This window comes from Sphaerisporangium dianthi (assembly GCF_042654065.1).
In the GTDB taxonomy this organism is placed as follows: domain Bacteria; phylum Actinomycetota; class Actinomycetes; order Streptosporangiales; family Streptosporangiaceae; genus Sphaerisporangium; species Sphaerisporangium dianthi.
The window spans coordinates 33,464-59,455 of sequence record NZ_JBHSFP010000007.1 but is presented as its reverse complement, the minus strand read 5'-3'; the positions used below and the strand labels follow the sequence as shown (position 1 = coordinate 59,455).

The 25,992-nt window shown below is 73.3% G+C and carries 19 protein-coding genes; 5 read left to right on the top strand and 14 right to left on the bottom strand.

The annotated features are described in order from the left end of the window. Positions 1-200 precede the first annotated feature (200 nt). Together ACFO60_RS13040 and ACFO60_RS13035 are read left to right on the top strand one after the other, a co-directional pair. Positions 201-1,535: a hypothetical protein gene (locus tag ACFO60_RS13040; RefSeq protein ID WP_380840357.1), complete on the top strand. Its 1,335-nt coding sequence runs from the start codon at positions 201-203 to the stop codon at positions 1,533-1,535. Next, positions 1,532-2,689 (top strand): glycosyltransferase, encoded by a 1,158-nt coding sequence (locus tag ACFO60_RS13035; RefSeq protein WP_380840355.1) that lies wholly within the window; start codon positions 1,532-1,534, stop codon positions 2,687-2,689. Before ACFO60_RS13040 ends, ACFO60_RS13035 begins: the two co-directional genes overlap by 4 nt. A gap of 137 nt (positions 2,690-2,826) precedes the next feature. On the opposite strand, the gene ACFO60_RS13030 is transcribed toward ACFO60_RS13035, so the two are convergent. The 8 genes from ACFO60_RS13030 to ACFO60_RS12995 all read right to left on the bottom strand — a co-directional run bounded on the left by ACFO60_RS13030 (position 2,827) and on the right by ACFO60_RS12995 (position 13,822). Then, on the bottom strand, positions 2,827-4,140 hold the full coding sequence (locus ACFO60_RS13030) for a polysaccharide biosynthesis protein (protein WP_380840354.1): 1,314 nt from the start codon (positions 4,138-4,140) through the stop codon (positions 2,827-2,829). After that, on the bottom strand, positions 4,137-5,291 hold the full coding sequence (locus ACFO60_RS13025) for a glycosyltransferase family 4 protein (protein WP_380840353.1): 1,155 nt from the start codon (positions 5,289-5,291) through the stop codon (positions 4,137-4,139). The genes ACFO60_RS13030 and ACFO60_RS13025 overlap by 4 nt, the downstream gene beginning before the upstream one ends. Positions 5,292-5,438: 147 nt before the next feature. After that, a complete protein-coding gene (locus tag ACFO60_RS13020) occupies positions 5,439-7,775 on the bottom strand; it encodes a hypothetical protein (protein WP_380840352.1) in 2,337 nt (778 codons plus the stop codon). Positions 7,776-7,841: 66 nt separating this feature from the next. Next, a complete protein-coding gene (asnB, locus tag ACFO60_RS13015; protein ID WP_380840350.1) occupies positions 7,842-9,773 on the bottom strand; it encodes an asparagine synthase (glutamine-hydrolyzing) in 1,932 nt (643 codons plus the stop codon). Continuing rightward, a complete protein-coding gene (locus tag ACFO60_RS13010; protein ID WP_380840348.1) occupies positions 9,774-10,769 on the bottom strand; it encodes a methyltransferase domain-containing protein in 996 nt (331 codons plus the stop codon). Between the two features lie 265 nt (positions 10,770-11,034). Then, the gene (locus ACFO60_RS13005) at positions 11,035-11,748 is read right to left on the bottom strand and encodes a class I SAM-dependent methyltransferase (protein ID WP_380840347.1); all 714 of its coding nucleotides are present in this window, start codon (positions 11,746-11,748) and stop codon (positions 11,035-11,037) included. A gap of 8 nt (positions 11,749-11,756) precedes the next feature. After that, positions 11,757-12,758, bottom strand: a complete 1,002-nt coding sequence (gene rfbB / locus ACFO60_RS13000) for a dTDP-glucose 4,6-dehydratase (RefSeq protein ID WP_380840346.1) — start codon at positions 12,756-12,758, stop codon at positions 11,757-11,759. Further along, complete coding sequence (locus tag ACFO60_RS12995) at positions 12,755-13,822, bottom strand: glucose-1-phosphate thymidylyltransferase (protein WP_380840345.1); 1,068 nt, start codon at positions 13,820-13,822, stop codon at positions 12,755-12,757. The genes rfbB and ACFO60_RS12995 overlap by 4 nt, the downstream gene beginning before the upstream one ends. Before the next feature lie 334 nt (positions 13,823-14,156). On the opposite strand from ACFO60_RS12995, the gene ACFO60_RS12990 reads away from it, so the two are divergent. Further along, positions 14,157-15,146: a glycosyltransferase family 2 protein gene (locus ACFO60_RS12990; RefSeq protein WP_380840344.1), complete on the top strand. Its 990-nt coding sequence runs from the start codon at positions 14,157-14,159 to the stop codon at positions 15,144-15,146. A 183-nt stretch (positions 15,147-15,329) separates the two neighbouring features. Here ACFO60_RS12990 and ACFO60_RS12985 read toward each other — a convergent pair whose 3' ends face one another. The 4 genes from ACFO60_RS12985 to rffA form a co-directional block, all read right to left on the bottom strand. Then, a complete protein-coding gene (locus ACFO60_RS12985) occupies positions 15,330-15,737 on the bottom strand; it encodes a hypothetical protein (RefSeq protein WP_380840342.1) in 408 nt (135 codons plus the stop codon). A gap of 157 nt (positions 15,738-15,894) precedes the next feature. Continuing rightward, positions 15,895-19,674 carry an nSTAND1 domain-containing NTPase gene (locus tag ACFO60_RS12980; protein WP_380840341.1) on the bottom strand — a complete coding sequence of 1,260 codons (3,780 nt, stop codon included), beginning with the start codon at positions 19,672-19,674 and terminating at the stop codon, positions 15,895-15,897. Between the two features lie 58 nt (positions 19,675-19,732). Beyond that, positions 19,733-20,548, bottom strand: coding sequence for a GNAT family N-acetyltransferase (locus tag ACFO60_RS12975; protein ID WP_380840340.1), 816 nt, complete (start codon positions 20,546-20,548; stop codon positions 19,733-19,735). A 4-nt stretch (positions 20,549-20,552) separates the two neighbouring features. Beyond that, on the bottom strand, positions 20,553-21,701 hold the full coding sequence (rffA, locus tag ACFO60_RS12970) for a dTDP-4-amino-4,6-dideoxygalactose transaminase (protein WP_380840604.1): 1,149 nt from the start codon (positions 21,699-21,701) through the stop codon (positions 20,553-20,555). 244 nt (positions 21,702-21,945) lie between these two features. Here rffA and ACFO60_RS12965 point away from each other — a divergent pair, with 244 nt between their 5' ends. Then, positions 21,946-23,205: a nucleotide sugar dehydrogenase gene (locus tag ACFO60_RS12965; protein WP_380840339.1), complete on the top strand. Its 1,260-nt coding sequence runs from the start codon at positions 21,946-21,948 to the stop codon at positions 23,203-23,205. A 36-nt stretch (positions 23,206-23,241) separates the two neighbouring features. On the opposite strand, the gene ACFO60_RS12960 is transcribed toward ACFO60_RS12965, so the two are convergent. Together ACFO60_RS12960 and ACFO60_RS12955 are read right to left on the bottom strand one after the other, a co-directional pair. Continuing rightward, positions 23,242-23,991 carry an SDR family NAD(P)-dependent oxidoreductase gene (locus ACFO60_RS12960; RefSeq protein ID WP_380840338.1) on the bottom strand — a complete coding sequence of 250 codons (750 nt, stop codon included), beginning with the start codon at positions 23,989-23,991 and terminating at the stop codon, positions 23,242-23,244. Between the two features lie 65 nt (positions 23,992-24,056). Then, on the bottom strand, positions 24,057-25,043 hold the full coding sequence (locus tag ACFO60_RS12955; protein ID WP_380840337.1) for a pirin family protein: 987 nt from the start codon (positions 25,041-25,043) through the stop codon (positions 24,057-24,059). A gap of 243 nt (positions 25,044-25,286) precedes the next feature. Between ACFO60_RS12955 and ACFO60_RS12950 the strand changes: the two genes are divergently transcribed. Next, complete coding sequence (locus ACFO60_RS12950) at positions 25,287-25,988, top strand: hypothetical protein (protein WP_380840336.1); 702 nt, start codon at positions 25,287-25,289, stop codon at positions 25,986-25,988. Positions 25,989-25,992 lie beyond the last annotated feature (4 nt).

The following is a 25,992-nucleotide window of genomic DNA, read 5'->3' as shown; positions in this document are numbered from 1 at the left end:
GGAACCGCGCGGGCGGATTCCGGTGAGCCAAAAGAGTCCGCAAACCCAGGTAATGGTCGAACTGTGCACGGCCGCCGAGAGCGCCGTGCCCTGTTCGCGGCGGCTAGCGTCGCCTCGCGGAGCCCGTGCCAAGCGCCCGTCATGAGCGGCGACCGGACGGCCGCGGCCTGTTTCCCGAGGCGAACTGAGGGTGCCCTTCCATGGAATATGTCATCGTCGCCATCGTCGCGATGCTGCTCGTCGGCACGGTCCACCTGACCGTCGAGGCAGAGGCGGTCGGCCGGGTGCTGCCCGTGCTCCTCGTGGCGTTCGCGGTCCGCCTCGCGGTCCAGCTCCTGGTGATGCAGAACCACGTCATCACCTACGGCGGCGACAACATGACCTACGAGGCCAGGGCCATGGAGGTCATGGCCTTCTGGAAGAGCGAAGGGTTCAGGTTCGTCACCTCCGAGGACATCCCCTCGCTCTACGCCGCGGCCATCCCGTGCAACGCCTTCGCGCTGGTGCTCTACCTGTGCGGCGGCCCGGCCCCGCTGGGCTGCACCGCGCTCGTCGCGTTCCTCGCCTGCGCGCTGTGCCTGGTCATCTACCGCTTCGCCATCCTGGTGGGCGCCGACCGCGCATCGTCGCTCCGGCTGATGACACTGACCGCGTTCATGCCCGCCTTCCTCCTGCACACCTCCGACATGTTCAAGGACGGCTTCAACGCCTTCCTCGTCGTCGCCTGCCTCGCCCTCGGCCTGTCCAACCTGCGACGGTTCGACCTGCGCAAGGTCGCGCTGCTGGCGGTGACGATGTGGGCGCTGTGGTACGTGCGGCCCTACATGGTGTTCATGTGCGCGATGCCCGTAGCGCTCGGGTTCGCGGGCCTGAAGCGGGCGTTCTCGGTGCGCGCCCTGCTCGTCGTCGCCGCGCTGATCGCCGTGCTGCCGTTCGCCGACCTCGGCGAGGCGCCGCCGGTCGAGGCCATGCAGGAGCAGCTCGACTACGGGCAGTCCGAGCTGGTCCGCCGGGGCAACGCCATCGGCGGCTCGGGAGTGACCTTCGACGACGGCGGCAACCCCTGGAACCAGCTCGGGCCGAAGCTGATGTACACGCTGTTCTCGCCGTTCCCCTGGACGGGCGGCAGCCTGGCGCTGCAACTCGGCAAGATCGAGGTGCTCGTCTGGTACTTCCTGCTCTTCTGCGCGGTGCGCGGGGCCGTCCGGCTGTGGCGCGAGGACCGGATGACGGCCTGTTTCCTGCTGCTGTTCGTCATCCCCGGCACCGTCGTGTACGCCACGACGATGGCCAACGTGGGCCTCATCTTCCGCCAGCGCATGCCGATCGTCATGATCACCAGCCTGCTCGCCGCGGTCGCCTGGTGCCGGCAGGTCCCGGACGAGCCGAGCGAACGACCGCGGCCGGAGTCGGAGCCGGACCCGGAACCGGCGCTGGAGCCGGACACGGAACCGGCGCTGGCGGCGGACACGGAACCGGCGCTGGAGGCGGACACGGAAGGGCGCCCGCCGCTGCCCGAAGGGGCGCTGCGATGACCGGGCGGCGGGCGCCGGGCGGCCTGCGCGTGTGCGAGGTCGTCAAGACCCTGGACATGGGCGGCGTCGAGACGCTCCTGGTCGAGCGGCTCCGGCGTGTCGCGAACAAGGACACCGGCTACACGGTCGTCTGCCTGCGGGCCTCGACCGACGAGCTGATCGGGCAGTTGCGCGGCCTCGGCGTGACCGTGGTCGACCTCGGGCACGGCCCGCGCCCGCTGGCCCCCGCCCGGCTGGTCGCGACCGTGCGCCGCCTCGCCCCCGACGTCCTCAACGTGCACTCGCCGATGCCCGCGGTCGTGCTGCGGCCGTTCGTCCGGCTCAGCCGCCGGCGGCCGACCCTGGTGTCCACGGTGCACTACAGCCGCCGGACCGGGACGGTGCTCGCCGAACGGCTCACCTCCTCGCTCAGCACGGCACTGGACCTGCTGACCCGGTGGCTGGACGACCGGACGGTCGCGGTGTCGTCGCAGGTGGCCCGGTCGCCCTCCACCCGGGGGGCAAGGCGGGTGCTCACCCGGCTGCACGGGGTGGACGTGGACGAGCAGCGGCACTGGGCCGCCAGGCGGGAGGACACCCGCCGGGAGTTCGCCGTGCCCCCGGAGGCGTTCGTCATCGCCTGCGTCGCCAACTTCCGGCCGGAGAAGAACCACGCGCTGCTGGTCCGCGCCGCGGCCGAGGTGCTGCGGGCGCGGCCGGACGCGGTGTTCCTGCTGGCCGGCGAGGGGCCCCTGCGCGACCAGGTCGCCCGCGACGTCGAACGGCACGGGGTGGCGGGCGGCGTGCGCATCCTCGGCCGGGTGCCCGGGGCCAGGAGGCTCGCCGCCGCGGCCGACCTGGTGGTGCTCAGCTCGGCGCACGAGGCGCTGCCGGTCGTGGTCATGGAGGCGCTCGCGGCCGGCGTGCCGGTGGTGTCCACCGAGGTCGGCGGCATCGCCGAGCTGGTCCGCTCCGGGCACAACGGCATCCTGACCCCGCCCGGATCCGCCCGCGACCTGGCGCGCGGCCTGCTGCGGGCGATGGATCCTGCGGTCCACCGCGTGCTGCGCGAGGGCGCGGCCGCGAGCGCGGGCACCGTCGACATGGCCGGCACGGCCGAATGGTTCGAGGAGCTGTACCGCGAACTCGCCGCCACCGGCCGCCGCGCCCGGTAGCCGCGCTCACCGGCCGCTCACCTCTCAGATCGGGGGCGGCGAGGTGAGCGTCCCGGTGCGGAGGGGGCCGGAATCCGGTCCCCTGAAGGCCGATCGGCCGCGGCCGTACGGCCGCGGCCGTCCGGCGGCGGGGACGCTCAGCGGGAGGCCAGTGCCGCGGCGCGTTCCGCCGTGGTCTCGACCGCGGCCGCGGAGATCCGCCGGAGCAGGGCCGCCCAGACGGCCGCCCCGGCCACCGCCGCGGCCAGCGTCCCCCAGGCGAAGCACAGCGCGGTGCCGAGCGGGGCGGGGGAGAGCCACCGGGCGAGCAGCAGCACGCCGAGCAGCGCCGCCCCCTCGCCCGCCAGGTAGGCCAGCCGCCAGCCCGGCCGCCCGAGAGCGAGCGGCAGCACGTTGGACCAGCACACCAGGCCCTTGACGCACGCCGCGGCGACGAGGACCCCGGCGACCGGGCCGACGAGCGCGTACTCCCGCCCGTACACCATGCGCAGCACCTCGCCGATCAGCGGCAGCGCCACGGCGGCGGTCAGCAGCCCGGCGGCGGCGAGCGGGACGCTCGCGCGGGCGATGTCCCGGCGGGCGAGCGTCCTCTCCTGCCCCGCCGCCGCGGCCCGGGCGAGCCGGGGATACAGCATGGAGGCGACCGGCATGACCATCGTCGCGTACAGCCGGCCGGGCGCCGAGGCGACCTTGAGGACGGTCACCAGCGTCGAGCCGCCGAGCAGGCCGGCGACGGTGAGGATGCCCGACTCCGACACCTCCGCCAGCGCGGTCCCGCCGGAGGCCTTGACGGTGAAGGACACCAGGCCGGTCGGCAGGGGCCCGCCCGCCGCCGGAGCCGCCGGCGCCAGCCGGGCGCGCAGCGCCCGCGTCCCGAGCGCGCCGACCAGCAGGCCGGCCAGCGCCGCGCCGAGCGCCTGGCCGGCCAGGTACGCCAGGGGCCCGCCCGCCAGCAGCCCGCCCGCCGACAGGGCGAAGGCCGACACCGCGCAGCCGAGGCGCAGCAGTCCCAGCTCGTGCAGCCGGTCGGCCAGGGAGAACGACGCGCGCACCGCGCCGTTCGCGGCCAGCGCCGCCCGTCCGGCGACCGCCAGAACGAGCATGCGGGCCAGTTCGTCCCCGGCCAGGCCGAGCAGCCACATCGTCGCGACGCCCGCGCAGCACAGCACGGCCGCCGCCGCCCGGATGCCCACGTCCCAGCGGACCAGCCGCCGGTACAGCGCGAAGCCCTGCCCGCCGCGCCGTTCCTCCAAGGGGACGTACCGCTGGACGGTGTTGTCCAGCCGGGGGTCGAGCGCCAGGAAGCAGACGCTCGCCACCGACTGGGCGAAGATGACCCGGCCGGAGGTCTCGGCGCCGGTCGCGCGCACCAGCACCACCAGGCTGAGCGAGGACAGGACGGCCTCGGCCAGCCCGGCGGCGGCCAGCGACGAGAAGGTCCGCAGGATCACGGGGTGGCCGCGCGCCGCCGCGGCCCGCCCGGCAGCAGCGCCGCGTACCGCTCCTCGACCCGCGCGGCCATCGCCGGCCAGTCGAGCGCCGACGTCGCCCGCAGGCCGCGCTCGACCGTCTCGGGCAGCGAGGGATCCCCGTCCAGCACCGCCCGCAGCCGCGCCGCCAGCTCGGGGACCGACCCGCTGCGGAAGGTGCGGTACGCGCCCGGCTCGACGATCGGCTCCAGGGAGGTCTCCGAGGACAGCAGGACGGGGGTGCCGAGCGCGAGGGCCTCCAGCGCGGAGGTGGGGATGCCCTCGCCGATGGTGGGGAGCCTGCGCGAGGACAGCACGAACGCCTGCGCCCGGCCCACCAGCGCGTACACCTCGCTCTCCGGCAGGTGCCCGGCCAGGTGGACCCCGCGCCCGGTTCCGGCGAGCCGCTCAAGCTCGGCGCGCTCGCCGCCCTCCCCGGCGATGACCAGGCGCGCGCCGGGATGGGTCGCGCGCAGCGCGTGGAACGCCTCGATGGTCAGCGCGTGGTTCTTCACCTTCTCCAGCGAGCCGACGCTCACGACCAGCCCCGGCTCGACCGGCCGCCCGCGGTGCCGGGCGATGTGGCCGAGGTCCAGCCCGCTGCACATCGTGGCGATCCTGCCCGCCGGTATGCCGGCCCTGCGCAGATCCTGGGCGGGCCGCGCCCCGATGGCGATGAAGTCGTCGACGTGGCGGAAGGCGAACGGCATGATCGGCAGGTGGCGCGTCGTGATCGCCCCGTGGACGGTCAGCACGAGCGGCGCGCCGAGCCGCCGCGCGGCCGTGCCGAGGGCGAGTGCCTCGCGGTGGTCGCCGTGCAGGTGCACGACGTCCAGCTCCGCGAGCTCCGCGAGCTCCGCGGGTTCGGCGGGTTCGGCGGGTTCGGCCGCACGGCGCAGCGCGTGGGCGCACTCCAGCCCGAAGGCCAGCACGTCGGACCTCCTGGCGACGGCCCGGCCGGCGCGCGTCGGCACGAGCGGCAGGGACCGCGCCCCGCTCGGCGCCTCGCCCCGCCTGTGGGCGACGACCACCTCGTGCCCCCGCAGGAGCTGCTCGCGCACCAGTCGCTGGATGTGCCGTTCCAGGCCGCCGGGCTCGGGCGGCAGCCGGTAGCCGATGTGGAGGATTCGCATGACGATCTCTTTCTCGCGGGGGCGTCCGGATGCTTCGGAGCCGGTCAGGTCGGGTGCCGGTCAGGTCGGGTCGGGTCCGGGTCGGTCGGGTGCCGGTCGGGTCGGGTCGGGTCGGTCGGGTGCCGGACGGGTCGGGTGCCGGACGGGTCAGGGGCGGGGCCCGGGAGGCACGGGCGCGGCCAGGTCGTAGACGGCGTAGTCCCCTGAGCGGAACGCCAGGTGGGCGAACCTCCCGATGTCGGCGGGCCGCGCGATCGGCCGTTCGTCGGCGAACAGCCACCGCACGTGCCGCAGGTCGCGCAGCCGCCGCATGGCGGCGGCGGAGGGGGCGTCGAAGGCCGCGTCGTTCTGGGCGATGAGCCTCCCGTCCCAGAACGGGATGTGCTCCAGGAGCTCGCCCTGGTGCCAGCGGCGCAGGTTCGACGCGGTGTAGCCCCACCCTTCGACCAGCACGCGCCGCTCGCTGAACGCCGCCACCCAGAAGTGGCGGTTGTCGCACGGGTTCTCGAGCCCGAGGGCGCAGTGGGCGTTGGTCGCCACCAGGTCGTCCGGGGCGGAGTGGTCGCGCAGCCACCGCCCCGCGGTGAGGGTCGCCGGGGGGACGGCGGAGACGGAGATCGCCTCGATCGTGGTCGGCGGGACCGCGCCGGCGAACTGCCCGGCGTACTTGAGCACGCGCGCGTGCAGGTCCGCCGGCAGTCCGACGGCCGCGAGCATGACGGCCACCAGGGCACAGGCGCGCAGCGCCCCCGCCCTGACGGCCAGCGTCGCGAACGCCGCCACCGTGAGGACCGCCAGCGCCAGGTAGGGCAGGTACAACAAGGCGCCGGGCTCGCCCGGCCGCAGGGGGATCACCACATGGCACAGGGCGGGGACCGCGTAGGCGACCAGGACGCCCGCGCCGGCCGCGAACAGCGTCGCCTTGCGCGGGATGCCGGCCCGCCGGAGCAGCAGCATGAGTCCGTGCACCGTCACGGCCACCAGGTAGGGGTAGGCGCCCCAGAGGAAGAAGTAGTGGCTGCGGGTCGGGTGCCCGAGAAGGAACACCGTGCCGAGGCCCGCGGCGCCGATGCCGAGCATGAGGACCACCCCGGGCCGCAGCAGTTCTCGCGTACGGCCGAGCAGGCCGAGGGCTCCGCAGCACACCACGGCCCAGCCCAGTGCGTAGACCAGGGTGATGCCGAGAACCGAGCCCGGCCCGGGCCTGGCGTGCTCGCCGAGCCCGGTCAGCTCACCCCAGGCGGTGCGCATGCTGAACAGAGGGGAGAAGACGACGGCCTGGCTGGCGCCGCCGAACAGCACCAGCTGCGCGAACAGGCACAGCAGCGCGGTGGCCCCGAGCGTGGCGAGCGCCGGCCAGGGGACGCGGCGGCGCCTGACCGCCTCCACGGCGGCCACCGCGGCCAGTCCCGCACCGAGCAAGGGCAGGTACGTCGCCTTGGCGCCCATCACGGCGAGCAGGAAGACGCCCAGCAGGACCCACCGGCCGGCGTCGCGCCGGTGGCCGAGCAGGTCGAGCAGAAGGACGGCGACCGGCGCGAAAAGCATGGAACCGAAGATCTGGGTGGGGCTGGTCCAGGCCAGATCGGGAACGCCTCCCCAGGTGAAGGACCCGTTCGAGCCGAGGTAGAGGCTCGGCACCGCCAGGAAGACCGTGCCCGCGACGGTGAGCGCCCCTCCCGCCCATGAGCGGGTCACCAGCCGCCCGGTCATCCCGACCAGCACGACCAGCACGGCGAGCATGGGCAGCATGCCGAGGCGGAACAGCAGCAGCACCGGCTCCAGCCCGGTCAGCCGGCTCGCCGCCGCGTAATGGGCGTAGATGAACCAGTGGTACAGCAGCGGCTCCCCGGCGACCATCGGCACGGAGGGCGGCATGTGGTGCCGGAACTCGCCGATCAGCGCCAGGTGGAACGACATGTCGACGGGGACCGTGCCCATCTTCGGCCAGGTGAGGGCGTGGGTGCGGAAGAAGGTCAGCGCGCTCCAGGCCAGAAGGTAGGTGAGCACCAGCACCGACGACCATGACACCCACAGCGGCGTACGCTCCAGCCCCGCCGGGCGCCTCCAGTGCCGGCGCAGGCCGGGCACGGCGGCGAAGGCCGCGACGACGACGACGGGCCACGCCGCCGCGAGCAGCGGCATCCCGGCGGCGCGGGCGCCCACGTAGACCGGCACCTCGACGGCGTAGCCGAGGGCCAGGCCGAGCGCGACCTCCTCGGCGAACGTGCGCCTCCCCCGGTACAGGGCGCGCACCAGCAGCGTTCCCGGCAGCGCGAGCCCCGACGCGACGTAGACGCCGAACACCAGCATGTCGCGGACGGAGACGCCGTAGCGGTACAGCACCGCGGCGACCAGGGCGGCCAGGGTCACCGGGGGCAGCCACGACGCCGGCCGCGGCCGCCTCCGCCGCGGCACGCCGGCGCGGACGGCCGGCGTGGCCTGGAGCACCGTGAAGCCCTCAACGGGCGGAGTGTGAACCATGGGTGCAAGCTTGGCGACGAGGGATCCGCCGCCGGGCGGGGACGCTCATGCCCGGCGATGTCCTTGTCACTCCTTTATGTACGCCAAGGAGGACGCCGGGCAGCGGGTGCCGGCGAAGGCGGCGCCGCCCGGGACGCCGTGCGCCCGGTGCCACAGCTCGAACTGCAGCAGCGTCCACAGGCGGGGCCCGTGGTCGACGCCGTCCATGTGCCGCTGCAGCAGGTCGCGCACCGCCGCCGGCCGGAACAGGCCCCTGACCCGCGCGGTGTGGTCGGTGAGCACGTCGTAGGCCAGCTCGCGCAGCTCGCCGCGCAGCCAGGCGGCGAGCGGCACGCCGAACCCCTGCTTCGGGAGGTGGGCCAGCCCGGGCGGCAGCCAGGGGGCGACGGCCCGCTTGAGCAGCACCTTGGTGTGGTTGCCCCGCACCTTGCATGAGTCGGGCAGCCGCGCCGCCCACTCCATCAGGTGGTGGTCCAGGAACGGCGAGCGGGCCTCCAGCGAGTTGGCCATCGTCGTGATGTCGGCCTTGACCAGCAGGTCGTCCGGCAGGTAGGTGAGCGTGTCCACCTCCAGCACCCGCCCGAGGTCGGAGCCCGCCCGCGAGGAGTCGAACAGGTCCCGCAGGAGCGCGTGGCTGTCCACCCCCGCCAGCCGCTCGCGCAGGGCGTCACCGTAGACGCGCCACTTCTGCTCGGGGGAGAAGCACGACATCAGCTGCGGGTAGCGCCGGGACGGAGGCGTCGCGGCGAACTGCATCAGCCGGCCCAGCCGCCGGGGGAGCCCGCCGAACTCGCTGCGCTCCGCGACCAGGGCCCCGGCCCGCCCGCAGGGGCCCGCGACGGCGCGCGGGAGACGCGGGATGCGCCCGGCCCTGGCCATGAGCGCGTGGCGCCGGTACCCGCCGAAGCACTCGTCCCCGCCGTCCCCGTTGAGCGCGACGGTGACGTGCCGCCGGCTCAGGCGCGCCACGTAGAAGCAGGGGATCGCCGAGGAGTCGGCGAAGGGCTCGTCGAAGTGCCAGGCGAGCCGCGGCAGCACGTCCAGCAGGTCGGGTGTCACCACCAGCTCGTGGTGGTCGGTGCCGTACCGCTCGGCGACCAGGCGGGCCTTGTGGCGCTCGTCGTAGCGGCCGTCCTGGAAGCCGATGCAGAAGGTCTTGACCGGCTCGGCGCTCTGCATGGCCATCGCGGCCACCACCGCGGAGGAGTCGACGCCGCCCGATAGGAACGCCCCGATGGGGCGCTCGCTCACCATGCGCAGGCGGGTGGCCTCCAGCAGCAGCTCGCGCAGCCGTTCCTCGGCCTCCCGCTCGGGCACCGGCGGAGCGGGCGTGCGGTCAGGGCGCCAATAGCGGCGTACCCGCGCCCGTCCGTCCTCCCACACCAGCAGATGCGCCGGCGGCAGCTTGTGCACGCCCTGGTAGATCGACCACGGCGCCGGGACGTACTGGTAACTCAAGTAGTGGTGCAGGGCGACCGGGTCGATCTCGCGGCGCAGGGCCGGGTCCTGGGCGAGGGACTTCAGCTCAGAGGCGAACCTGATCGCGCCGGCGTCCGCCCACCAGAACAGCGGCTTCTTGCCGGCGCGGTCGCGGGCCAGCAGCAGCCGCCGCCGGTCGCGGTCCCACACGGCGAAGGCGAACATGCCGCGCAGCTTGTGCACCATCTCGTCGCCGTACTGCTCGTAAAGATGGACCAGGCACTCGGAGTCGCCGGCGCCGCGAAGGCGGTGCCCGAGCCGCGTCAGCTCCTCGCGCAGCTCGGCGAAGTTGTAGATCTCGCCGTTGAACACCGCGACGACGCGGCGGTCCTCGCTGTAGACCGGCTGGTCGCCGTGCTCCACGTCGATGATGGCGAGCCTGCGCATGCCGAGCGCGGCGTGCTCGTCGTCGTGGAACCCCTCACCGTCGGGTCCCCGGTGGGCGATCACGTCGCACATGCGGCGCACCAGCGCCGGGTCGGGGCGGGAAAGGGACGCCGTGCCCGCGATGCCGCACATCTACTTGACGCCGCCGATCACGTACAGCCCGCGGTCGCGCCTGATCGAGAACTCCCGCAGGCCGAGCTCCCGCGCCCACCGCGCGAGGCGGCGGCGCGGCTGGGGCCGCTCGTAGCGCGGCGCGAGCCAGTCGAAGGTGTCCAGCACCGACCAGTTGCGGATCATCTCGGGGTCGGTCAGGCCCAGGTGGCGGTGGCCGGCCACCGGGACCGCGCGCGCCAGGTACGGGCCGGCCTTCGGCACCGCGCCGAGCGCCATGGAGAGCGGCAGCAGCCGCGGCACGGCCCTTTCCACCAGGGAGTACAGCCGGGCGGGCGGGATGCGCCTGGTGACAGGGCGCAGCAACCGGCGAGGGTGGGGGTAGGCGACCATCGCCGCGTACACGTCGACGCAGAACCGGCCGCCGGGGCGCAGGTAGCGGAACAGCGTCTTGAACGTCCGCTCGACGTCGGGGGTGTGCTGGATGACCCCGAAGCACAGCAGGTAGTCGAAGGACTCCTCGGGGAACGGCGCCTCGTAGACGCTCGCCTGGACCAGCCGCAGGTTGGGGAAGCGGCCGTTGGAGGCGGCGTTGGCCCGCACGGCGCTGGAGATGTCGAAGGAGGTCACCTGGGCGCCGGTCTCGCACAGCACCTCGGTGAAGCGGCCGGCGCCGCTGCCGCACTCGAGCAGCGTCCTGCCGTGCAGGTCCTCGGGGGACCAGCCGCTCGCGCGCAGCAGCCGGTCACGGGTGATCGGCAGGCCGGAATGGGAGTCGAGCTGGGTCAGCCGGTGCCGGTTCCACTGGAACCCGAACCCCTCCGCGTAGGTGTCCTGCGGGACGAAGCGCGGGATGCCGTTCTCGACCGGGTAGGTGACCGCGCAGGCGTCACAGCGCAGCCCGTCCCCGTCCCCGTCGCTGTCGCGGAGCCGGCCCCGGCAGCGGGGGCAGCGCAGCGCGTGACCCCAGGAGACCCCGGCGCCCGCGTTGTCGGATACGTACTTGGGAAGCGTCATCTGACTGCCAATCCAGCGAGTGGAAGATGGCCGGACGTGGCCGGACCTGTGTTCACCAGGTCATATTACGGAGCGTGACCATCTGTGCGCGTTCATGACCCGGCGTGTTCCTGTCGTCCCCCGGGGATGGGCGCGAGGTGAGGCCTCCGGCCGGGCGAAGGGACGGCGGCGGACGTGGTGCGGACGTGGTGCGGACGTGGTGCGGACGCGGCCCCGCTCGCGCGTCGCGAGCGGGGCCGCACGTTCCTTCGCGGGGCCCGCGCCGTCAGCCGGACGAGGGCCGATGCGTCCTCGCGATCAGGGACACGCCGGGCAGCGACCTGACCGGCAGGTACCGCTCGGCGGCGATCACGGCGGCCAGCGCCATGTTGACCAGGGGAGGCGCCTCGGTGACGTCGGAGCCGGAGGTGTGCTTCCTGCGGCGCGCCACCACCGGCCGGAGCAGCACGTTCCAGCTCCACATCCGCTCGATCGCCAGCCCTTCCCGCATGAGCACCGAGCGCAGCCCGTCCCGGGTGTAGCGGCGCACGTGTCCCGAGGCCACGTCGTGCGCCGACCACAGCGCCATGTCGCACGGCACCGTGATCAGCGCGGTCCCGCCCGGGCGCAGCACGCGGAAGATCTCGCGGACGGCCAGGTCGTCCTCCTGGATGTGCTCCAGCACGTCGAACGCCAGGACCAGGTCGAAATGCCCGTCCGGCAGCGGCAGGTTGCGCGCGTCGGCGTGGATGGCCTGCAGGCCGCGCTCGCGCGCCAGGTCCACGGCCGTCTGCGAGAAGTCGGCGACCAGCGCGTCCCAGCCGTGCCCGACCAGTACGCGCGTGTTGCCGCCGCCCGCCGCCCCGATGTCGAGCGCTCGGCCGGGCGGGCCGAGCCGGCGCAGTTCGCGCAGCTCACGGGCGAGGATGGTGCGTCGTTCCCGGAACCACCAGTGGCGGTCCTCGATCTCGACCGTGCGGCGAATCTCCGTGGCCTCCATGGCTCCTCCTAGTGACCCTCGTGCTGGTGACCCTCATGACCCGATGTCTTCAGCGGCCGCCACCACTCCTGGTGATCGCGGTACCACCGGACGACCTCGGCCAGCCCTCGCTCGAAGCCGACGCCCGGCTCGAACCCGAGCGCCTCGATCTTGGAGCTGTCCACCGAGTACCTCCGGTCGTGGCCGGGCCGGTCCGCCACGGGGACGACCTGCTCCCAGCCGGCTCCGAACGCGGCCAGCAGCCGCTCGGTCAGCGCCAGGTTGGTGAGCTCCACCCCGCCGCCGATGTTGTACACCTCGCCGCCGCAGCCCTTGTCGAGCACGAGCTGGACGGCCCGGCAGTGGTCGTCGACGTGCAGCCACTCGCGCACGTTGCCGCCGTCGCCGTAAAGGGGGACGGGCAGCCCGTCGATCAGGTTGGTGACGAACAGGGGGATGACCTTCTCGGGGTACTGGTACGGCCCGTAGTTGTTGGCGCAGCGGGTGACCCGCACGTCCAGCCCGTACGTCCGGTGGTAGGCCCGGCAGAGCAGGTCGCCCCCCGCCTTCGCGGCGGAGTAGGGGGAGTTGGGCAGCAGCGGCGCCGACTCGTCCCACGAGCCGGCGGCGATCGACCCGTACACCTCGTCGGTCGACACCTGCACGACGGTGTGCACGCCGGCCGAGAGCGCCGCGTCCAGCAACCGCTGGGTGCCCTGCACGTTGGTCGTCACGAAGCCGGCCGCGCCGGCGATCGACCGGTCGACGTGCGTCTCGGCTGCGAAGTTCACGATGGCGTGGTGGCCGGGCACCACCTCGGCCAGCAGCGCGGCGTCGGTGATGTCCCCCCGGACGAAGGTGTACCCCGGGTGGGAGGCGACCGGCGCCAGGTTGGCCGGGTTGCCGGCGTAGGTCAGCTTGTCCAGCACCGTGACGCGGGCGCCCGCGCAGGAGGGGTAGGCGCCGGCCAGCAGCGCGCGCACGTAGGCGGACCCGATGAAACCGGCCCCGCCGGTCACCAGCAGCCTCATGCCCGCACCTGCACCCTGCTGTGGTCGCCGACCATGAGCTGCAGCGCGTTCGGCATGCCCTGCGCGCGCACCACCTCGACGTTGCGGCCGATGAGGGAGTAGGCCAGCCGGGACACGCCCCGCACCGTCGACTCCTCGCAGACGATGGCGTACTCCACCTCGGCGTCCTCCACCACGCAGCCGTCGCCGATGGAGGTGTACGGGCCGATGTAGGAGCCGCTGATGCGCGCCCCGGCGCCGATCACCGCGGGGCCGCGGATCACCGACCCGCGCACCGAGGCCCCGGCCTCGACGACCACCCGCCCGGACACCTCTGACGCCCCGTCGACGGTGCCGCGGATGCGCGGTTCGATGTCCTCCAGCACGATGCGGTTGCATTCCAGCATGTCCTGCAGCCGCCCGGTGTCGCGCCAGTAGCCGCTGACCATGTGCGAGTGGACGCTGTACCCGTTGTCGATCAGCCAGGTCACCGCGTCGGTGATCTCCAGCTCGCCGCGCGCCGAGGGCCTGATCGCCCGGACGGCGTCGTGGATCGCGGGGGAGAAGATGTAGACGCCGACGATGGCCAGATCGCTGCGCGGGTGGGCGGGCTTCTCCTCAAGGCTCACGATCTCACCGGAGGGCCCGAGCTCCGCGACGCCGTAGAACTGCGGCTCGGCGACCTTGGTCAGCAGAAGCTGGGCGTCGTGTCCGGAGCCGCGGAAGGCGTCCACCAGGTCCGTTATGCCGCCCACGAGGAAGTTGTCGCCCAGGTACATCACGAAGGGATCCTCTGCGAGGAACTCCTGGGCGATCAGCACACAGTGGGCCAGCCCGAGGGGCGCCGCCTGCGGGATGTAGGTGATCTCCAGGCCGAACGCCGACCCGTCGCCGACGGCCTCGCGCACCTCGCGGCCGGTGTCACCGATGATGACGCCCACCTGCGTGACGCCGGCGTCGCGGATCGCCTCCAGGCCGTAGTACAGCACCGGCCTGTTCGCCACGGGGACCAGCTGCTTGGCCGAGGTATGGGTCAGCGGGCGCAGCCTCGTGCCCTTGCCACCTGCCAGAACGAGCGCTTTCATCGCTCACTTCGCCTTCCCGCGAGAACACATGGCCGATCGTCGGGCCCGAATCTATGGGCGGTCCGACCACGCGGCCCCCCGACGTCCGTGGCTTTGCCGAACAATGAGCGCCGGCTTGCCGCCGCCGGGGGTTGACGCCGGCGGCTCCGGAGCCGCCGGCGCCCGGCCCCGGCCGCCGCGGTCGCAAACGGCCGCTCATGATCGTCAAAAGCCGGGCGGGGTCTTTCCCGGCGCGCGGCAACCGCAGGGCCAAGGACACCGCAACCGGCCGGAGCCGCCCTGGCGTGCGCGCCCGCCGATGTGATCGGCTGCGGGCGAGATGATCGGGGGATCAATGTCGGTGTCGGTGGTCATTCCCTGTTACCGCTCCGCCCGGGCGCTTCCCGCGCTGGTGGCCAGGCTGCTGCCCGTCCTGCGCGAGGTGTCGGTCCGGCACGAGGTGATCCTCGTCGTCGACGGCTGCCCGGACGACACCTGGCGGGCCGCCTCCGACCTGGCCGCGCGCTTCGACGTCGTCCGCGCGATCCACCTGTCGCGCAACTACGGGCAGCACAACGCCCTGGTCGCCGGGATCAGGGAGGCCGCCTTCGACGTCGTGGTCACGATGGACGACGACCTGCAGCACCCGCCCGAGCAGATCCCGCTGCTGCTGGCCGCGCTGGAAGGCGACCGCCTGGACCTGGTCTACGGCGTCCCGTACAAGGAGGAGCACGGACTGGTCCGCAACCTCGCCTCCCGGTGGGTGAAGGCCGCCATGGCGGTCGCGCTCGGAGTGCGCACCGCCCGCGCCATCAGCGCCTTCCGCGCCTTCCGCACCCGGCTGCGCGACGGTTTCCAGGACCTGTCAGGCCCGCACGCCTCCCTCGACGTCGCCCTCTCGTGGGCCACGACCCGCGTCGGCTCGGTCAAGGTGCGCATGAGCGAACGCGGCCAGGGCCGTTCGGCCTACACGCCGCGCCTGCTGGTCAGGCACGCCATGAACATGCTGCTCGGCTACAGCACCACGCCGCTGCGGGTGGCCAGCTACCTGGGCTTCCTCGTCGGCGTCATCGGGCTCCTGCTCGGCGGCGCGGTCCTGTGGAGCTTCCTCGCGGGAGAGACCACGGTGGCCGGGTTCACCACCATCGCCTCCATGGTCGCCCTGTTCTCCTCCGCCCAGCTCATGTCCATCGGCGTCCTCGGCGAGTACGTCGGCCGCGTCCACGGCAGCGGCATGGGGCGCCCCGCCTACGTCATCCGCGAACGGGCAGGCGCCCACGTGCCCGCCGACCTTCCCTACCGCCCCGCCGCCACCAAGCCCTACCGCCCCGACGGAGTCAACTGACCTCGACGTCCACCCCTGCCACGACGGCATCGGCCGCCGCGAAATGGTGCCTCCGGCGCCGGCCTTTCCGAGTCGGTGTCGATTGCGCGGGAGTTCGTGAAGGCGAAGCTCGGCCCGACTCGGTCCACTGATGGCGATCGCCGCCACAGGCGGACGGACGGTGCTCCCGCCCGCCGGCAGGGGTCAGTCGCAGTACGGGTGGTTCGGGGACAAGGCCGCGAACCTGATGGGCAGGGTGTATCCGAGTTCGGCCTTGACCGCGAAGCACCCGCCCCGGGCGTCGGCCTGCGTGAGGCGCTTCCTGGCGTTGTTGTAGGGGAGGATCAGCGCGACCGTGCATCCCAGCGCGACCAGGCGGTTGGGAATGCGGGCGCAGATGATGTCGGCGGCCGGCCCGCTGAGCCATCCGGCACGGTCGGCCGCCCTCCTCATCTTGGACGTCGTCGCGGGGGAGAAGGTGAAGGTGCAGCTCAGCTCCGAGCATCTGGCGCGTACGGCCGACGGGGTGGCGGACTGGGCGGGCGCGGCGCCGGCGAGGGCGGCGAACAGCGCGGCGGAGGCGACGGTGGTGATGAACAGGGAAGCGCGCATGGGGGGCTCCTCAGGAGAAACTCGTGGTCGCAGACCACGGTGAGGGCACGTGCGCGTGTCCGGCGAGCGGAGCGGACGCCTTTCCGCGGCTGCCGCGTCCGGCCTGCTCAGGGACGAGTCGGCGGCGCCGTCCGGGTGTCCGGCGGCGCCGGACACCTCACGGGCAGGTCGCCGTGTACGGCTCGCCGGGGAGGAACTGGCCCCATTCCTGTGCGGTCAGCGACCGCCCGGCCACCGCGCACATCGCCCGGTACGGGTCGGACGGCAGCCGCAGCGGCCACCGCTTGACGCCTCCGTCGCGCGCGACGGCCAGCAGGGCGGTGCCGTCCGGGGTGAACGCCAGGCTTTCCGGCCTTTCGGTGTGGCCGACGGGTGGCGCGACCGCGATCTGGCGCCGCGACCGGATGTCCCACAGACGCAATGTGCCGTCGGAGTGGCCGGTCGCCAGGTAGGCGCCGTCCCCGCTGACGGTCATGGCCGAGATGGATGTGGGGACCGGGAAGGGGTTGCCGATCTGCGTCAGGTCGCTGGTGCGCAGCACGCGGACGAGGCCGTCGGTGTCGGCGCCGTTGGTCTCGGTCCTCACGATGGCCTTGCCGTCGGGCATGAAGGCCATGGCGTGGTCGCCGAAGCTCGTGGAGGGCGAGGCGGCGATCTGCCGCAGGGTGGTCGTGCCGCGCAGCGTGAGCCTGTCGCCCGACATGGCGATCATGCCGCCGTCGCGGCTGACGGCCATGGACAGGAACGGGTAGGAGTCGGGGAGGCGGTCGATCGCGCTCACCCGGCGCCGGGTCACGAGGTCCATGACGACGAGCCGGGTGCCGTCGGGCGGCTCCTCCTCCTTGCCGGGGCGCAGGTGGGGAATGCCGGCCACCAGGAGGCGGCCGTCGTGGCTCAGGGCGATGCCATTGAAGTACGAGGAGTGCGGTCCGTCCGGCCCGAGGTCGACCGGGACGCCGATCGGGTGGCCGGTGGCCGCGTCCAGCAGGCGGACGGAGTCCTTGAGGCCGGGGCGGGAGGTCCACCCGTGGACGGCCAGCACGCGGCCGTCGCCGCTGATCGCGGCCCCGCCGGCGGACTCGACCTCGGGCGTGGGGCCGGGGACCTGCGCCCAGACGGTGGTGTCCCAGACGCGGGCGTTCCGCTCTTCCGCCGTGGTCACCAGGCGGGTGCCGTCGGCGGAGTAGGCGAGGTCGGCGATGTAGGTGTCGTGGCCGTGCAGCACGGCGCCGGCCGGTCGCCGGGTGCGGGCGTCGAGGAAGCGGACGGCGCCGTCGCCGCCGCCGACCGCGACGGTCCGGCCGTCGGGAGTGTAGGTCATCGAGTAGACCGAGGTGCCGACGCGCACGGCCTTGCCGATCTTGCGGTGGGTGGTGAGATCCCACTGCTGGAGCAGGCCGCCGTCCTCGCCGAGGTTGTCATTCGAGGTGGTGATCGTCCGGCCGTCCGGGCTGAAGGCCATCTCCCCGGCCACGATCGGCGGCCCGTACGGCCGGCGGGTGGCCAGGTCCCAGACCTGCCAGCTTGAGGTGTCGCGATAGTGGTCGGTCTGGACGGCCAGCGCGGAGCCGTCGGGGCTCAGCACGGTCCAGACCTCCCGGCCCTCGCGCAGCGGACCGAGGGCGGGTCCGAGGCGGCGCCAGGTCCTCGTGTCCCAGCGCTGGACGATCTGGGCCTCGTCGGCCGTGGTCAGCGTCGACCCGTCGCGGCTGAAGACGATGGCGCTCAGCGCGCCCTTGTGGCCGGTCAGCGGCGCCGTCAGCGGCCGTCCGGTGGCGGCGTCCCTGATCAGGACGACACCGTCGTGCTCCTCGTCGCCGTCGCCCGAGGCGATGACCGATCCGTCCGGGCTGAACGCGATGGGGTAGACGCCGGAACCGTGGCCGATGAGCGGCGCCCCCTTGGGCCGGCCGGCGGCGTCCCACAGCCGCACCGTCCCCTCCAGGTCCCCGGTGGCGACCGTCCGGCCGTCCGGGGCTGCGGCGACCGCGCTGACCTTGGCGGACGGGCTGTTCAGCACGGCGTCCAGCGGTGTGGCCAGCGTCGCCAGCATGCCGTACCTGGCCTCGTCGTTCGGAGCGTAGCGCCACGCCGCCGCGGCGAGCAGGCCGGCCAGGATCGGGTCGGCCGTGCGCATCACCTCGCTGCGCACCATCAGCAGCCGCGACATGGCCTCACGGCGCTGCGCCTCGGCCCGGCCGGCGGTGCGCGTCGCGAGCACGCCCGCGACCGTGGCGGCCAGGGCCAGGACCGTCAGCAGGACCACCGCCCCGCGGCCCGCCCGGCGCAGGCGCACGGCCGCGCGCCGCGCCTCGGCGGCGGCCCGCTCCGAGGCGGCCAGGAACGAGCGGGTCCCGGCGTCGGCCGCCGGGTGCGCCCACGACGCCGCGTCGTAGGCGTCGCGTGCCGTCTGCAGCCGGTTGCCGGTGTACAGGTACGCGGCATCGCGCCCGCCCTCGTCCCACTCGGCCGCGTCGGCGTCGAGGCGCTGCAGCACCACCAGGTCCGCGCGGTCCTCCTCGACCCAGGTGCGCAGCCGGGGCCAGCCGCGGATCAGCGCCTCGTGGGTGATCTGCACGGTGGCGGCGTCGACGGTCACCAGCCGGGCCTGCGCGAGACGGTCCAGCACCTCCTGGACGCGCGGATCGCCGCGCAGCTCGGCCAGCGGCATCCGCCGCGCGGTGTCGGCGGCCTCGACGCCCAGGTGGACCAGTCGTGTCAGCAGCCTGCGGGCCGTCTGACGCGAGGCCAGGTCCAGGGCGTTGACGGTGGCGTCCGCCGTCTGGGCCAGCGACCGGATGATGCCTCCGGAGGCCCGGTAACCGGCGAGCGTCAGGTTCGCGCCCTCACGATGCGCCCAGGTCTCGCGCAGCGCGTGCGACAGCAGCGGCAGCACGCCGACGGCGCCGGCGTGGTCGCGGTCGCTGCGCAGGTCCTCCAGCAGCAGCTCGGCGAGGCCGTCCTGCAGGGTCAGGCCGGCCAGCCGCGCCGGTCCTGTGATGACCTCCAGCAGGTTCTCGCCCGTCATCGGCGTGACCGCCACCGGGCGCTCGACCGCCGCGACGAGCTCCGGGTACCGGGTGCAGTGGCCCATGAAGTCGGCCCGCACGCCGAGGACGACCGCGAGCGCGCCGTTCGCGCGCAGCGCCGTCACGACCTCGATGAACCGCCTGCGTCCGCTCTCGCCGACGTCGGTGAACACCTCTTCGAACTGGTCGACGATGACGGCCCTGCCCGACCACAGGTCGCCGAGGCTCCCGGCCAGGCTTTCCGGGGCCGCGCCGGTGCCGGTCCCGGCCAGTTCGCACAACGTGCGCCACGGGTCGGCGCCCGGGGTGAACACCACCGGGGCGGTGGCGGCGCCGCGGGTGAGCGCGGGCACCAGGCCGGCCCGCAGCAGGGAGGACTTGCCCGACCCCGAAGGTCCCATGACGATCAGCGCATCGCCGCCGCCGGCGGCGATGCGGTCCAGCAGCGCGGCCGTCAGCGCGTCGCGGCCGAAGAAGTACGCGGCGTCGGCCGGGCCGAAGGCCGCGAGGCCGCGGTACGGCGGTACCGGCGCGGCGGGACGCGGAGCGCGGGGGGCGCGGCCCGCGTCGCGGACCGGCTCGCGGCCGTCGGTCTCCTCGCGGAGCACCCGGTAGGCCTCGTCCCAGGCGTCGCGGTCGCCGAGCCCGTCGGGCAGGACGCGGGCCGTCTCGGCGGCCACCCGGATGCAGGTGTCGACGAAGACCTCGAAATTGTGCCGCTCGGGCCGGACGGGCCGGCTCTGACTGGTCATCCCGTCGACCGTGCTGCGCCGCAGCCGTATCGGCTCCTGGCCCGCTCGGCGCCGGGGCGTCCGGGCGCTGGCGATCGTCAGTGCGCGCACCGAGAGCCCGGAGGCGTCCTTCAACGCCCGTAATCGCAGGGCGAACCGTGCCCTGGCCTCCTCCACGCCGCGAGTGTAAACCGGGCGGCCGCGCGGCGTCCGGCGTACGGGCCGCCGTCGGGCGCTAACGCAGGAGGTGGACGGTCAGGACGGTGCGGGCCGGCTCGAAGCCGTATCTGGCCCACGCCCGCTGCACCCGGACATTGTGGCCCTGGGTGGAGATCACCACCCCCGTCGCCGCGCGCGCGAGGGCACGGTGCTCGACCGCCTTGAGCAGGTGCGCGTACAGCCCGCGTCCCTGCGCCGAGGGGACCATCCCGGCGAGCAGGATCTCGGTGACCGGGCCGTCCTCCTCCAGCGTCGCGAGGCCGAGGACCGCGCCGCCGCGCTCGTCGCGCAGGGCCAGGCACCGGCCGTCGCGGGCGGAGCGCGACGCCCATTCCTGATATCCCGCCAGCGCCTCGGCCGCGTCGAACAGGGGGTTCGCCATGTAGTGATTGCCGTAGGCGGAGAAGATGTCGCCGATCAGGCCTTCGACCTGGGAGGGGTCGGTGACCGGCCCGGTCCGCAGGCCGGGCGGCGGCTCGGGGGCCCGGCCCCGGCCCGCGCGCAGGCGCCAGTACACGAGCGCGTCGGCGAAGATCGCGGTACGGCCGAGCGCGGTCAGCCCGGCGAACCAGGCGACGTGCTCGGCCGGGTACCGGAGCACGACGACCTCGGCGGCGGAGGCGAAGATCGCCCCCTGGACCTCCGCCAGCGTGGCGGCGGACTCCCGCGTGACGGTCAGCCGCTCCACCGCACGGCCGAACCTGGCCGACTCCAGCGGTGAGGGGACGCATCGCAGCGGCGCGGCCGCCGCTCCCGCGGCGGTCGCTCCTGGCTGCGGCCGCGGCTGCGCCAGGGGGTGCGGGTGCGCGAGGGGGTGCGGGTGCGAAGGCATGAGGTCAGGCCGGGTCGTAGGAGCGGACGGCCTCGACGACGCGGGTGACGTCCGCGTCGGTGAGATCGGCGAACAGCGGGAGCCGTACGAGGCGGTCGGCGACCTGCTCGGTGACGGGGCAGCCGCCCTCGGCGGTGCGCCCGTAGCGCAGGCCGGCCGGCGCGGCGTGCAGCGGCTGGTAGTGGAACGCCGCCCGCACCCCCTCGGCGGCCAGGTGCGCGATGAGCCCCTGGCGGCCGCGCAGATCGGGCAGCAGCAGGTAGTACAGGTGCGCGGGATGGGCGCAGCCGTCGGGGACCGCCGGCTGGGCCACCCCATGCCCCGCCGCCCAGTCCGCCAGCTCCTCGTGGTACCTGCGCCACACCCGGTGCCGGCGGAGCTGGATGGCGTCGAAGGCTTCGAGCTGGGCGGTGAGCTGCGCGGCGAGCACGTCGGAGGGCAGGTAGCTGGAGCCGATCTCGACCCAGCGGTACCTGTCGACCTGGCCGCGGAAGAAGCGGCTGCGGTCGGTGCCCTTCTCACGGACGATCTCGGCCCGCGACGCCAGCCCGTCGTCGTTGAGCAGCAGCGCGCCGCCCTCCCCGCACTGCACGTTCTTGGTCACGTGGAAGCTCTGCGCCGCCATCACGCCGAAGGACCCGAGAGGACGCCCCCGGTAGGAGGCGCCCAGCCCGTGGGCGTTGTCCTCGATCAGGGCCAGCCCGTGGCGGTCGGCGACGGCGCAAAGGACGTCCATCGCGCAGGCCACCCCGGCGTAGTGCACGACCACGATGGCGCGCGTGCGCTCGGTGACGGCCGCCTCGACCAGCCGCTCGTCGAGGTTCAGCGTGTCCTGCCTGCAGTCGGCGAACACCGGGACGGCGCCGCGCAGGGCGTAGGCGTTGGCCGTGGACACGAAGGTGAACGACGGCATGATGACCTCGTCGCCGGGACGCAGGCCGAGCAGGATCGCCGACATCTCCAGCGCGTGCGTGCAGGAGGTGGTCAGCAGCGCCCGCCGCGCTCCGGTCGTCTCGCGCAGCAGCGCGGTGGCCCGCCGGGTGAAAGGGCCGTCGCCGGAGGTGAGCCCCCCGCGCACCGCCTCGGCGAGGTAGCCGAGCTCGTTCGCCGCCAGGTGGGGGTGGTTGAAGGGGATCGTCGCCAGATCGGTCATGCTCACCCGGGCAGTGAACAACGACGGGCGACCGGCGGGCGTGACCGCGGCGCCGGCGTTGGCGAGCCCTTGCGAAACCCTTACGCCCGCGTCGACCGGCGCCGCGCCGCCGAGCCGGGCGGGCTCCGCGACGGGCTCCGCGGCGGGCTCCGCGACACGCCCGCCGCGCCGCTTGATCGGCGTTGCGCGAAGGACCGCCTTTTACAGTCGTGCTCATGGTTTCCGAGAACCGGGGGGTCCTGACATGCGTGAGAAACTGGTCGTCATCGGGCAGGGATATGTGGGCCTGCCGCTGGCCATGCGGGCGGTGGACGCCGGATTCCACGTCGTGGGCATCGACGTCGACGAATGGCGCGTCAAGCGCCTGAGCGCCTTCGAGTCCTATGTCGAGGACGTCAGCGGCGACGAACTGCGGGCCGCTCACCGCTCGGGCCGCTATCTGGCCAGCTCCGACTACGCCGACGCCGCGGGGTTCGACGTCTGTGTGATCACCGTGCCCACCCCGCTCAAGGACGGCGTCCCGGACCTGCGCCACATCGGCGCCGCGGGCGTGGCCATCGCCCCGCTCGTGCGGCCGGGATCGACGGTGATCCTGGAGTCCACCACCTATCCCGGCACCACCGAGGAGCACCTGCGCCCGCTGCTCGAGGAGGGCTCGGGCCTGCACACGCCGGAGGACTTCCACCTCGGCTACAGTCCGGAGCGCATCGACCCGGGGAACCCGCGATGGCGCCTGGAGAACACCCCGAAGGTCGTCTCGGGCATCGACGAGGCGTCCCTCGCGCGCATCCGCGCCTTCTACGCGCGCATCGTGGACGAGGTCGTGCCCGTGTCCTCGCTCCAGGTCGCCGAGCTGTGCAAGCTGCTGGAGAACACCTTCAGGCACGTCAACATCGCGCTGGTCAACGAGCTGTCCATCTTCGCCCAGCAGCTCCGCATCGACGTGTGGGAGGCCATCGACGCCGCCTCCACCAAGCCGTTCGGCTACATGCGCTTCACTCCGGGGCCCGGCGTCGGCGGGCACTGCCTTCCGATCGACCCGTCGTACCTGTCGTGGCGGGTCAAGCGCAGCCTGGGGCACAACTTCCGGTTCGTGGAGCTCGCGAACGACATCAACGACCACATGCCCGACCATGTCGTCCAGCGGCTGACCCTCGCGCTGAACCAGCGGGGCAGGGCGGTCAAGGGCAGCAGCGTCCTCGTGCTGGGGCTGGCCTACAAGAAGAACGCCGGAGACTGCCGCGAGTCGCCCGCCATCGAGGTGACCAAGGCGCTGTGCAAGCTGGGCGCGCGGGTGCGGGTCGCCGACCCGCACGTCGACGCCTTCCTGATGCCCGCGGACTTCGACATGGTGCCGCTGACCGAGGCGGAGCTGTCGCGGGCGGACGCCGTCGTGGTGCTCACCGACCACGACTGCTTCGACTACGAGCTGGTGCAGCGGGCCGGCGCCTTCGTCTTCGACGCGCGCAACCGCTGCCGGGGGGACAACGTCGAGCGGTTGTGACCCGCGACGCGGACGGCCCCGGGAGGCCGGGGCCGCTCAGCGTCCGGTGCGCCGGGAGAACATGCCCACCGCGCCGCGCGGGACGTAGCGCGCCACCGCGGCGATCAGCTTGTACCGCGGGTCGGGCACGCTGACCGGGACGCCGCGGGCGAGATCGCGCATCGCGGCGTCCACCACGCGGTCGGCCGACAGCCACAGGAAGCCGGGGATGCCGGAAGTGTCGATCGAGGCCCGCTCGTGGAACTCGGTGCGCACGAACCCCGGGCACAGGGCCATCACGCGCACCCGCGGCTCGCGGATCTGCGCGGCCAGCGACTCGCTGAAGTTCACCACCCACGCCTTGGACGCGCCGTAGGTGCCGGAGGCGAAGAACGCCGCGACCGAGGCGACGTTGATGACGCCGCCGCGGCCGCGGGCGCGGATGCCGGGCAGGGCGGCCATGGTGAGCCGCAGCACCGCCTCGCAGTGCACGCGCAGCATCACCAGCTCGTCGGAGACCGGGACGTCCTCGGCCGCGCCAGGGTGGCCGAACCCGGCGTTGTTCACCAGCAGGTCCACCCCCTCGCGCAGCCGCTCTTCGACCGCGGCGATGCCCTCGCCGGTGGCGAGGTCGGCGGGCAGCGCCTGGCAGGACACGCCGTAGCGGGCGTGCAGCTCGGCGGCCGCGGCGGCCAGGCGCTTCTCGTCGCGGGCGACCAGGACCAGGGAGAAGCCGTCGGCGGCGAGCCTGCGGCAGAAGGCGGCGCCGATGCCGGCGGTCGCGCCCGTGATCAGTGCGGTGGGCATGGACGAAGACTAGCGACCGCCGGGCGCGGTGGTCCGGCCGGCACCGGGCCCCGCGCGCGATCGGTTCAGGCGCGGCGCGCGCCCTGCGGTCCGCCCTCGGACATCCCGTGCACGGCCGGGATCGTGCCCAGCCGCCCCTTCTGGAAGTCCTCGAACGCCTGCTGGAGCTCGTCCTTGGTGTTCATGACGAACGGCCCGTAATGCGCCATCGGCTCGCGGATGGGCCGGCCGCCGAGCAGGACGACCTCCAGGTTCGGCGTGTGGGAGTCCTGCCTGTCGTCCGCGCGGACGGTCAGGGAGGAGCCTGCGCCGAAGACGGCGGTCTGGCCCAGGTGGACCGGGCGGCGCTCGGCGCCGGCCGTGCCGCGGCCCGCGAGCACGTACGCGAGGCTGTTGAAGTCCTCGCGCCAGGGCAGGGTGATCTCGGCGCCCGGCGCCAGCGTCGCGTGCACCATCGTGATCGGGGTGTGGGTGATGCCCGGGCCGTGGTGACCGTCCAGCTCGCCGGCGATGACGCGCAGCAGCGCGCCGCCGTCGGAGGAGGTGAGCAACTGGACCTGTCCGCCGCGGATGTCCTGGTAGCGCGGAGGCATCATCTTGTCCTTCGCCGGCAGGTTCACCCACAGCTGGAGGCCGTGGAAGAGTCCTCCGGACATGACCAGGTGCTCCGGCGGCGCCTCGATGTGGAGCAGGCCGGCCCCGGCCGTCATCCACTGGGTGTCGCCGTTGGTGATGGTGCCCCCGCCGCCGTTGGAGTCCTGGTGGTCGAAGATCCCGTCGATGATGTAGGTGACGGTCTCGAAGCCGCGGTGCGGGTGCCAGGGCGTGCCTTTGGGCTCCCCGGGCTGATAGTCCACCTCACCCATCTGATCCATCATGATGAACGGATCCAGATGGCGGTAGTGGATGCCGGCGAACGCCCGGCGAACGGGGAAACCCTCACCTTCGAAACCGCTCGGCGCGGTCGTGACACCTCGCACGGGGCGGGCCACGGCGTCGGCCGGCGCGGTCACGCGCGGCAGGGTCAGGGGATCAGCGGTTACGGCCGGCATGGGAGCCCTTCCTTCAAGTGGAGCGGTGGGGACCGCCCGGAGCGACGATACTCCCCACAACAGAAGTTTATATTTCAACTATTCCCGGCGTCCACCGAGGGGTCGCCCAACGTGCGGGGATGTAACAAGTTGAGCTAACTTGCGGCAAGATTTGGTCAAGATTTCCCCAGTCGCCGCACGGGAGGACCTCCAGAAAACGGGCACAGTAACCGTGTTAGCCCGCAAAGCGGAGGTATGGCCCCTGTGGAGAGAACGCGGGTGGGGTCACGGCTGATCACGACGGCGATGATCGCCGTCCTGGTCGGCGCGGCGGCCGGCTGCGGTGGTGCCGATTTCACCTATGTGATGGGCAGTGACGGGCAGAGCTACTTCAAGGTGCCCGCGTCCTGGCGCAAAGTGGACCAGAAGGCCCTGGACAAGAGGGTCTTCGGTGACATGAGCTCCGCGCTCGCGCAGGCCAAGAAGAAGCTGTCCTGGACGGTCGCCTACGACGGGTTCACCACCCCGTCGGCCGACCACCTGTACGTCCCGGCCGCTGTGCCGGACGAGCCCTTCGTCTTCGCCATGGTCTCCAATCTCACCGAGAAGCAACGGGACGCCGTCTCCCTGGACGTGCTGCGCAACGCCGCGACGCTCCCGGTCGTGGTCTCCGAGGAACTGCGCAAGCAGATGGAGGCGACGCCCGGCTACGCCTTCAAGGGATTCGAACTCCTCAAGAACGAGGTGCTGCCGCCGGCGGACGGCGTGCGCGGTGTCCACGTGGTCTACAACTACAAGGTCGCCGGAGGTCCCGTGCAGACCTTCGACCAGACCGCCTATCTCGCCGCCGACGGCACGCGCGTATCGGTCCTCCTCATCCGCTGCTCGGCCACGTGCTACCAGAAACGCGCCGAGGAGCTCGGAAAGATCGCGCAGTCCTTCAAGGTCAAGCGAATTCCCGGGTGACCGG

Bases quoted from the DNA above. Each gene is read 5' to 3' on its own strand.
- ACFO60_RS13040 (WP_380840357.1), top strand. From the start codon at position 201: ATGGAATATGTCATCGTCGCCATCGTCGCGATGCTGCTCGTCGGCACG.
- rfbB (WP_380840346.1), bottom strand. From the start codon at position 12,758: ATGAGGCTGCTGGTGACCGGCGGGGCCGGTTTCATCGGGTCCGCCTAC.
- ACFO60_RS13025 (WP_380840353.1), bottom strand. From the start codon at position 5,291: ATGCGAATCCTCCACATCGGCTACCGGCTGCCGCCCGAGCCCGGCGGC.
- ACFO60_RS12955 (WP_380840337.1), bottom strand. From the start codon at position 25,043: ATGCCGGCCGTAACCGCTGATCCCCTGACCCTGCCGCGCGTGACCGCG.
- ACFO60_RS12990 (WP_380840344.1), top strand. From the start codon at position 14,157: ATGTCGGTGTCGGTGGTCATTCCCTGTTACCGCTCCGCCCGGGCGCTT.
- ACFO60_RS12975 (WP_380840340.1), bottom strand. From the start codon at position 20,548: ATGCCTTCGCACCCGCACCCCCTCGCGCACCCGCACCCCCTGGCGCAG.
- ACFO60_RS13035 (WP_380840355.1), top strand. From the start codon at position 1,532: ATGACCGGGCGGCGGGCGCCGGGCGGCCTGCGCGTGTGCGAGGTCGTC.
- ACFO60_RS13005 (WP_380840347.1), bottom strand. From the start codon at position 11,748: ATGGAGGCCACGGAGATTCGCCGCACGGTCGAGATCGAGGACCGCCAC.
- ACFO60_RS12965 (WP_380840339.1), top strand. From the start codon at position 21,946: ATGCGTGAGAAACTGGTCGTCATCGGGCAGGGATATGTGGGCCTGCCG.
- ACFO60_RS13010 (WP_380840348.1), bottom strand. From the start codon at position 10,769: ATGACGCTTCCCAAGTACGTATCCGACAACGCGGGCGCCGGGGTCTCC.
- ACFO60_RS12960 (WP_380840338.1), bottom strand. From the start codon at position 23,991: ATGCCCACCGCACTGATCACGGGCGCGACCGCCGGCATCGGCGCCGCC.
- ACFO60_RS12995 (WP_380840345.1), bottom strand. From the start codon at position 13,822: ATGAAAGCGCTCGTTCTGGCAGGTGGCAAGGGCACGAGGCTGCGCCCG.
- rffA (WP_380840604.1), bottom strand. From the start codon at position 21,701: ATGACCGATCTGGCGACGATCCCCTTCAACCACCCCCACCTGGCGGCG.
- asnB (WP_380840350.1), bottom strand. From the start codon at position 9,773: ATGTGCGGCATCGCGGGCACGGCGTCCCTTTCCCGCCCCGACCCGGCG.
- ACFO60_RS13020 (WP_380840352.1), bottom strand. From the start codon at position 7,775: ATGGTTCACACTCCGCCCGTTGAGGGCTTCACGGTGCTCCAGGCCACG.
- ACFO60_RS12985 (WP_380840342.1), bottom strand. From the start codon at position 15,737: ATGCGCGCTTCCCTGTTCATCACCACCGTCGCCTCCGCCGCGCTGTTC.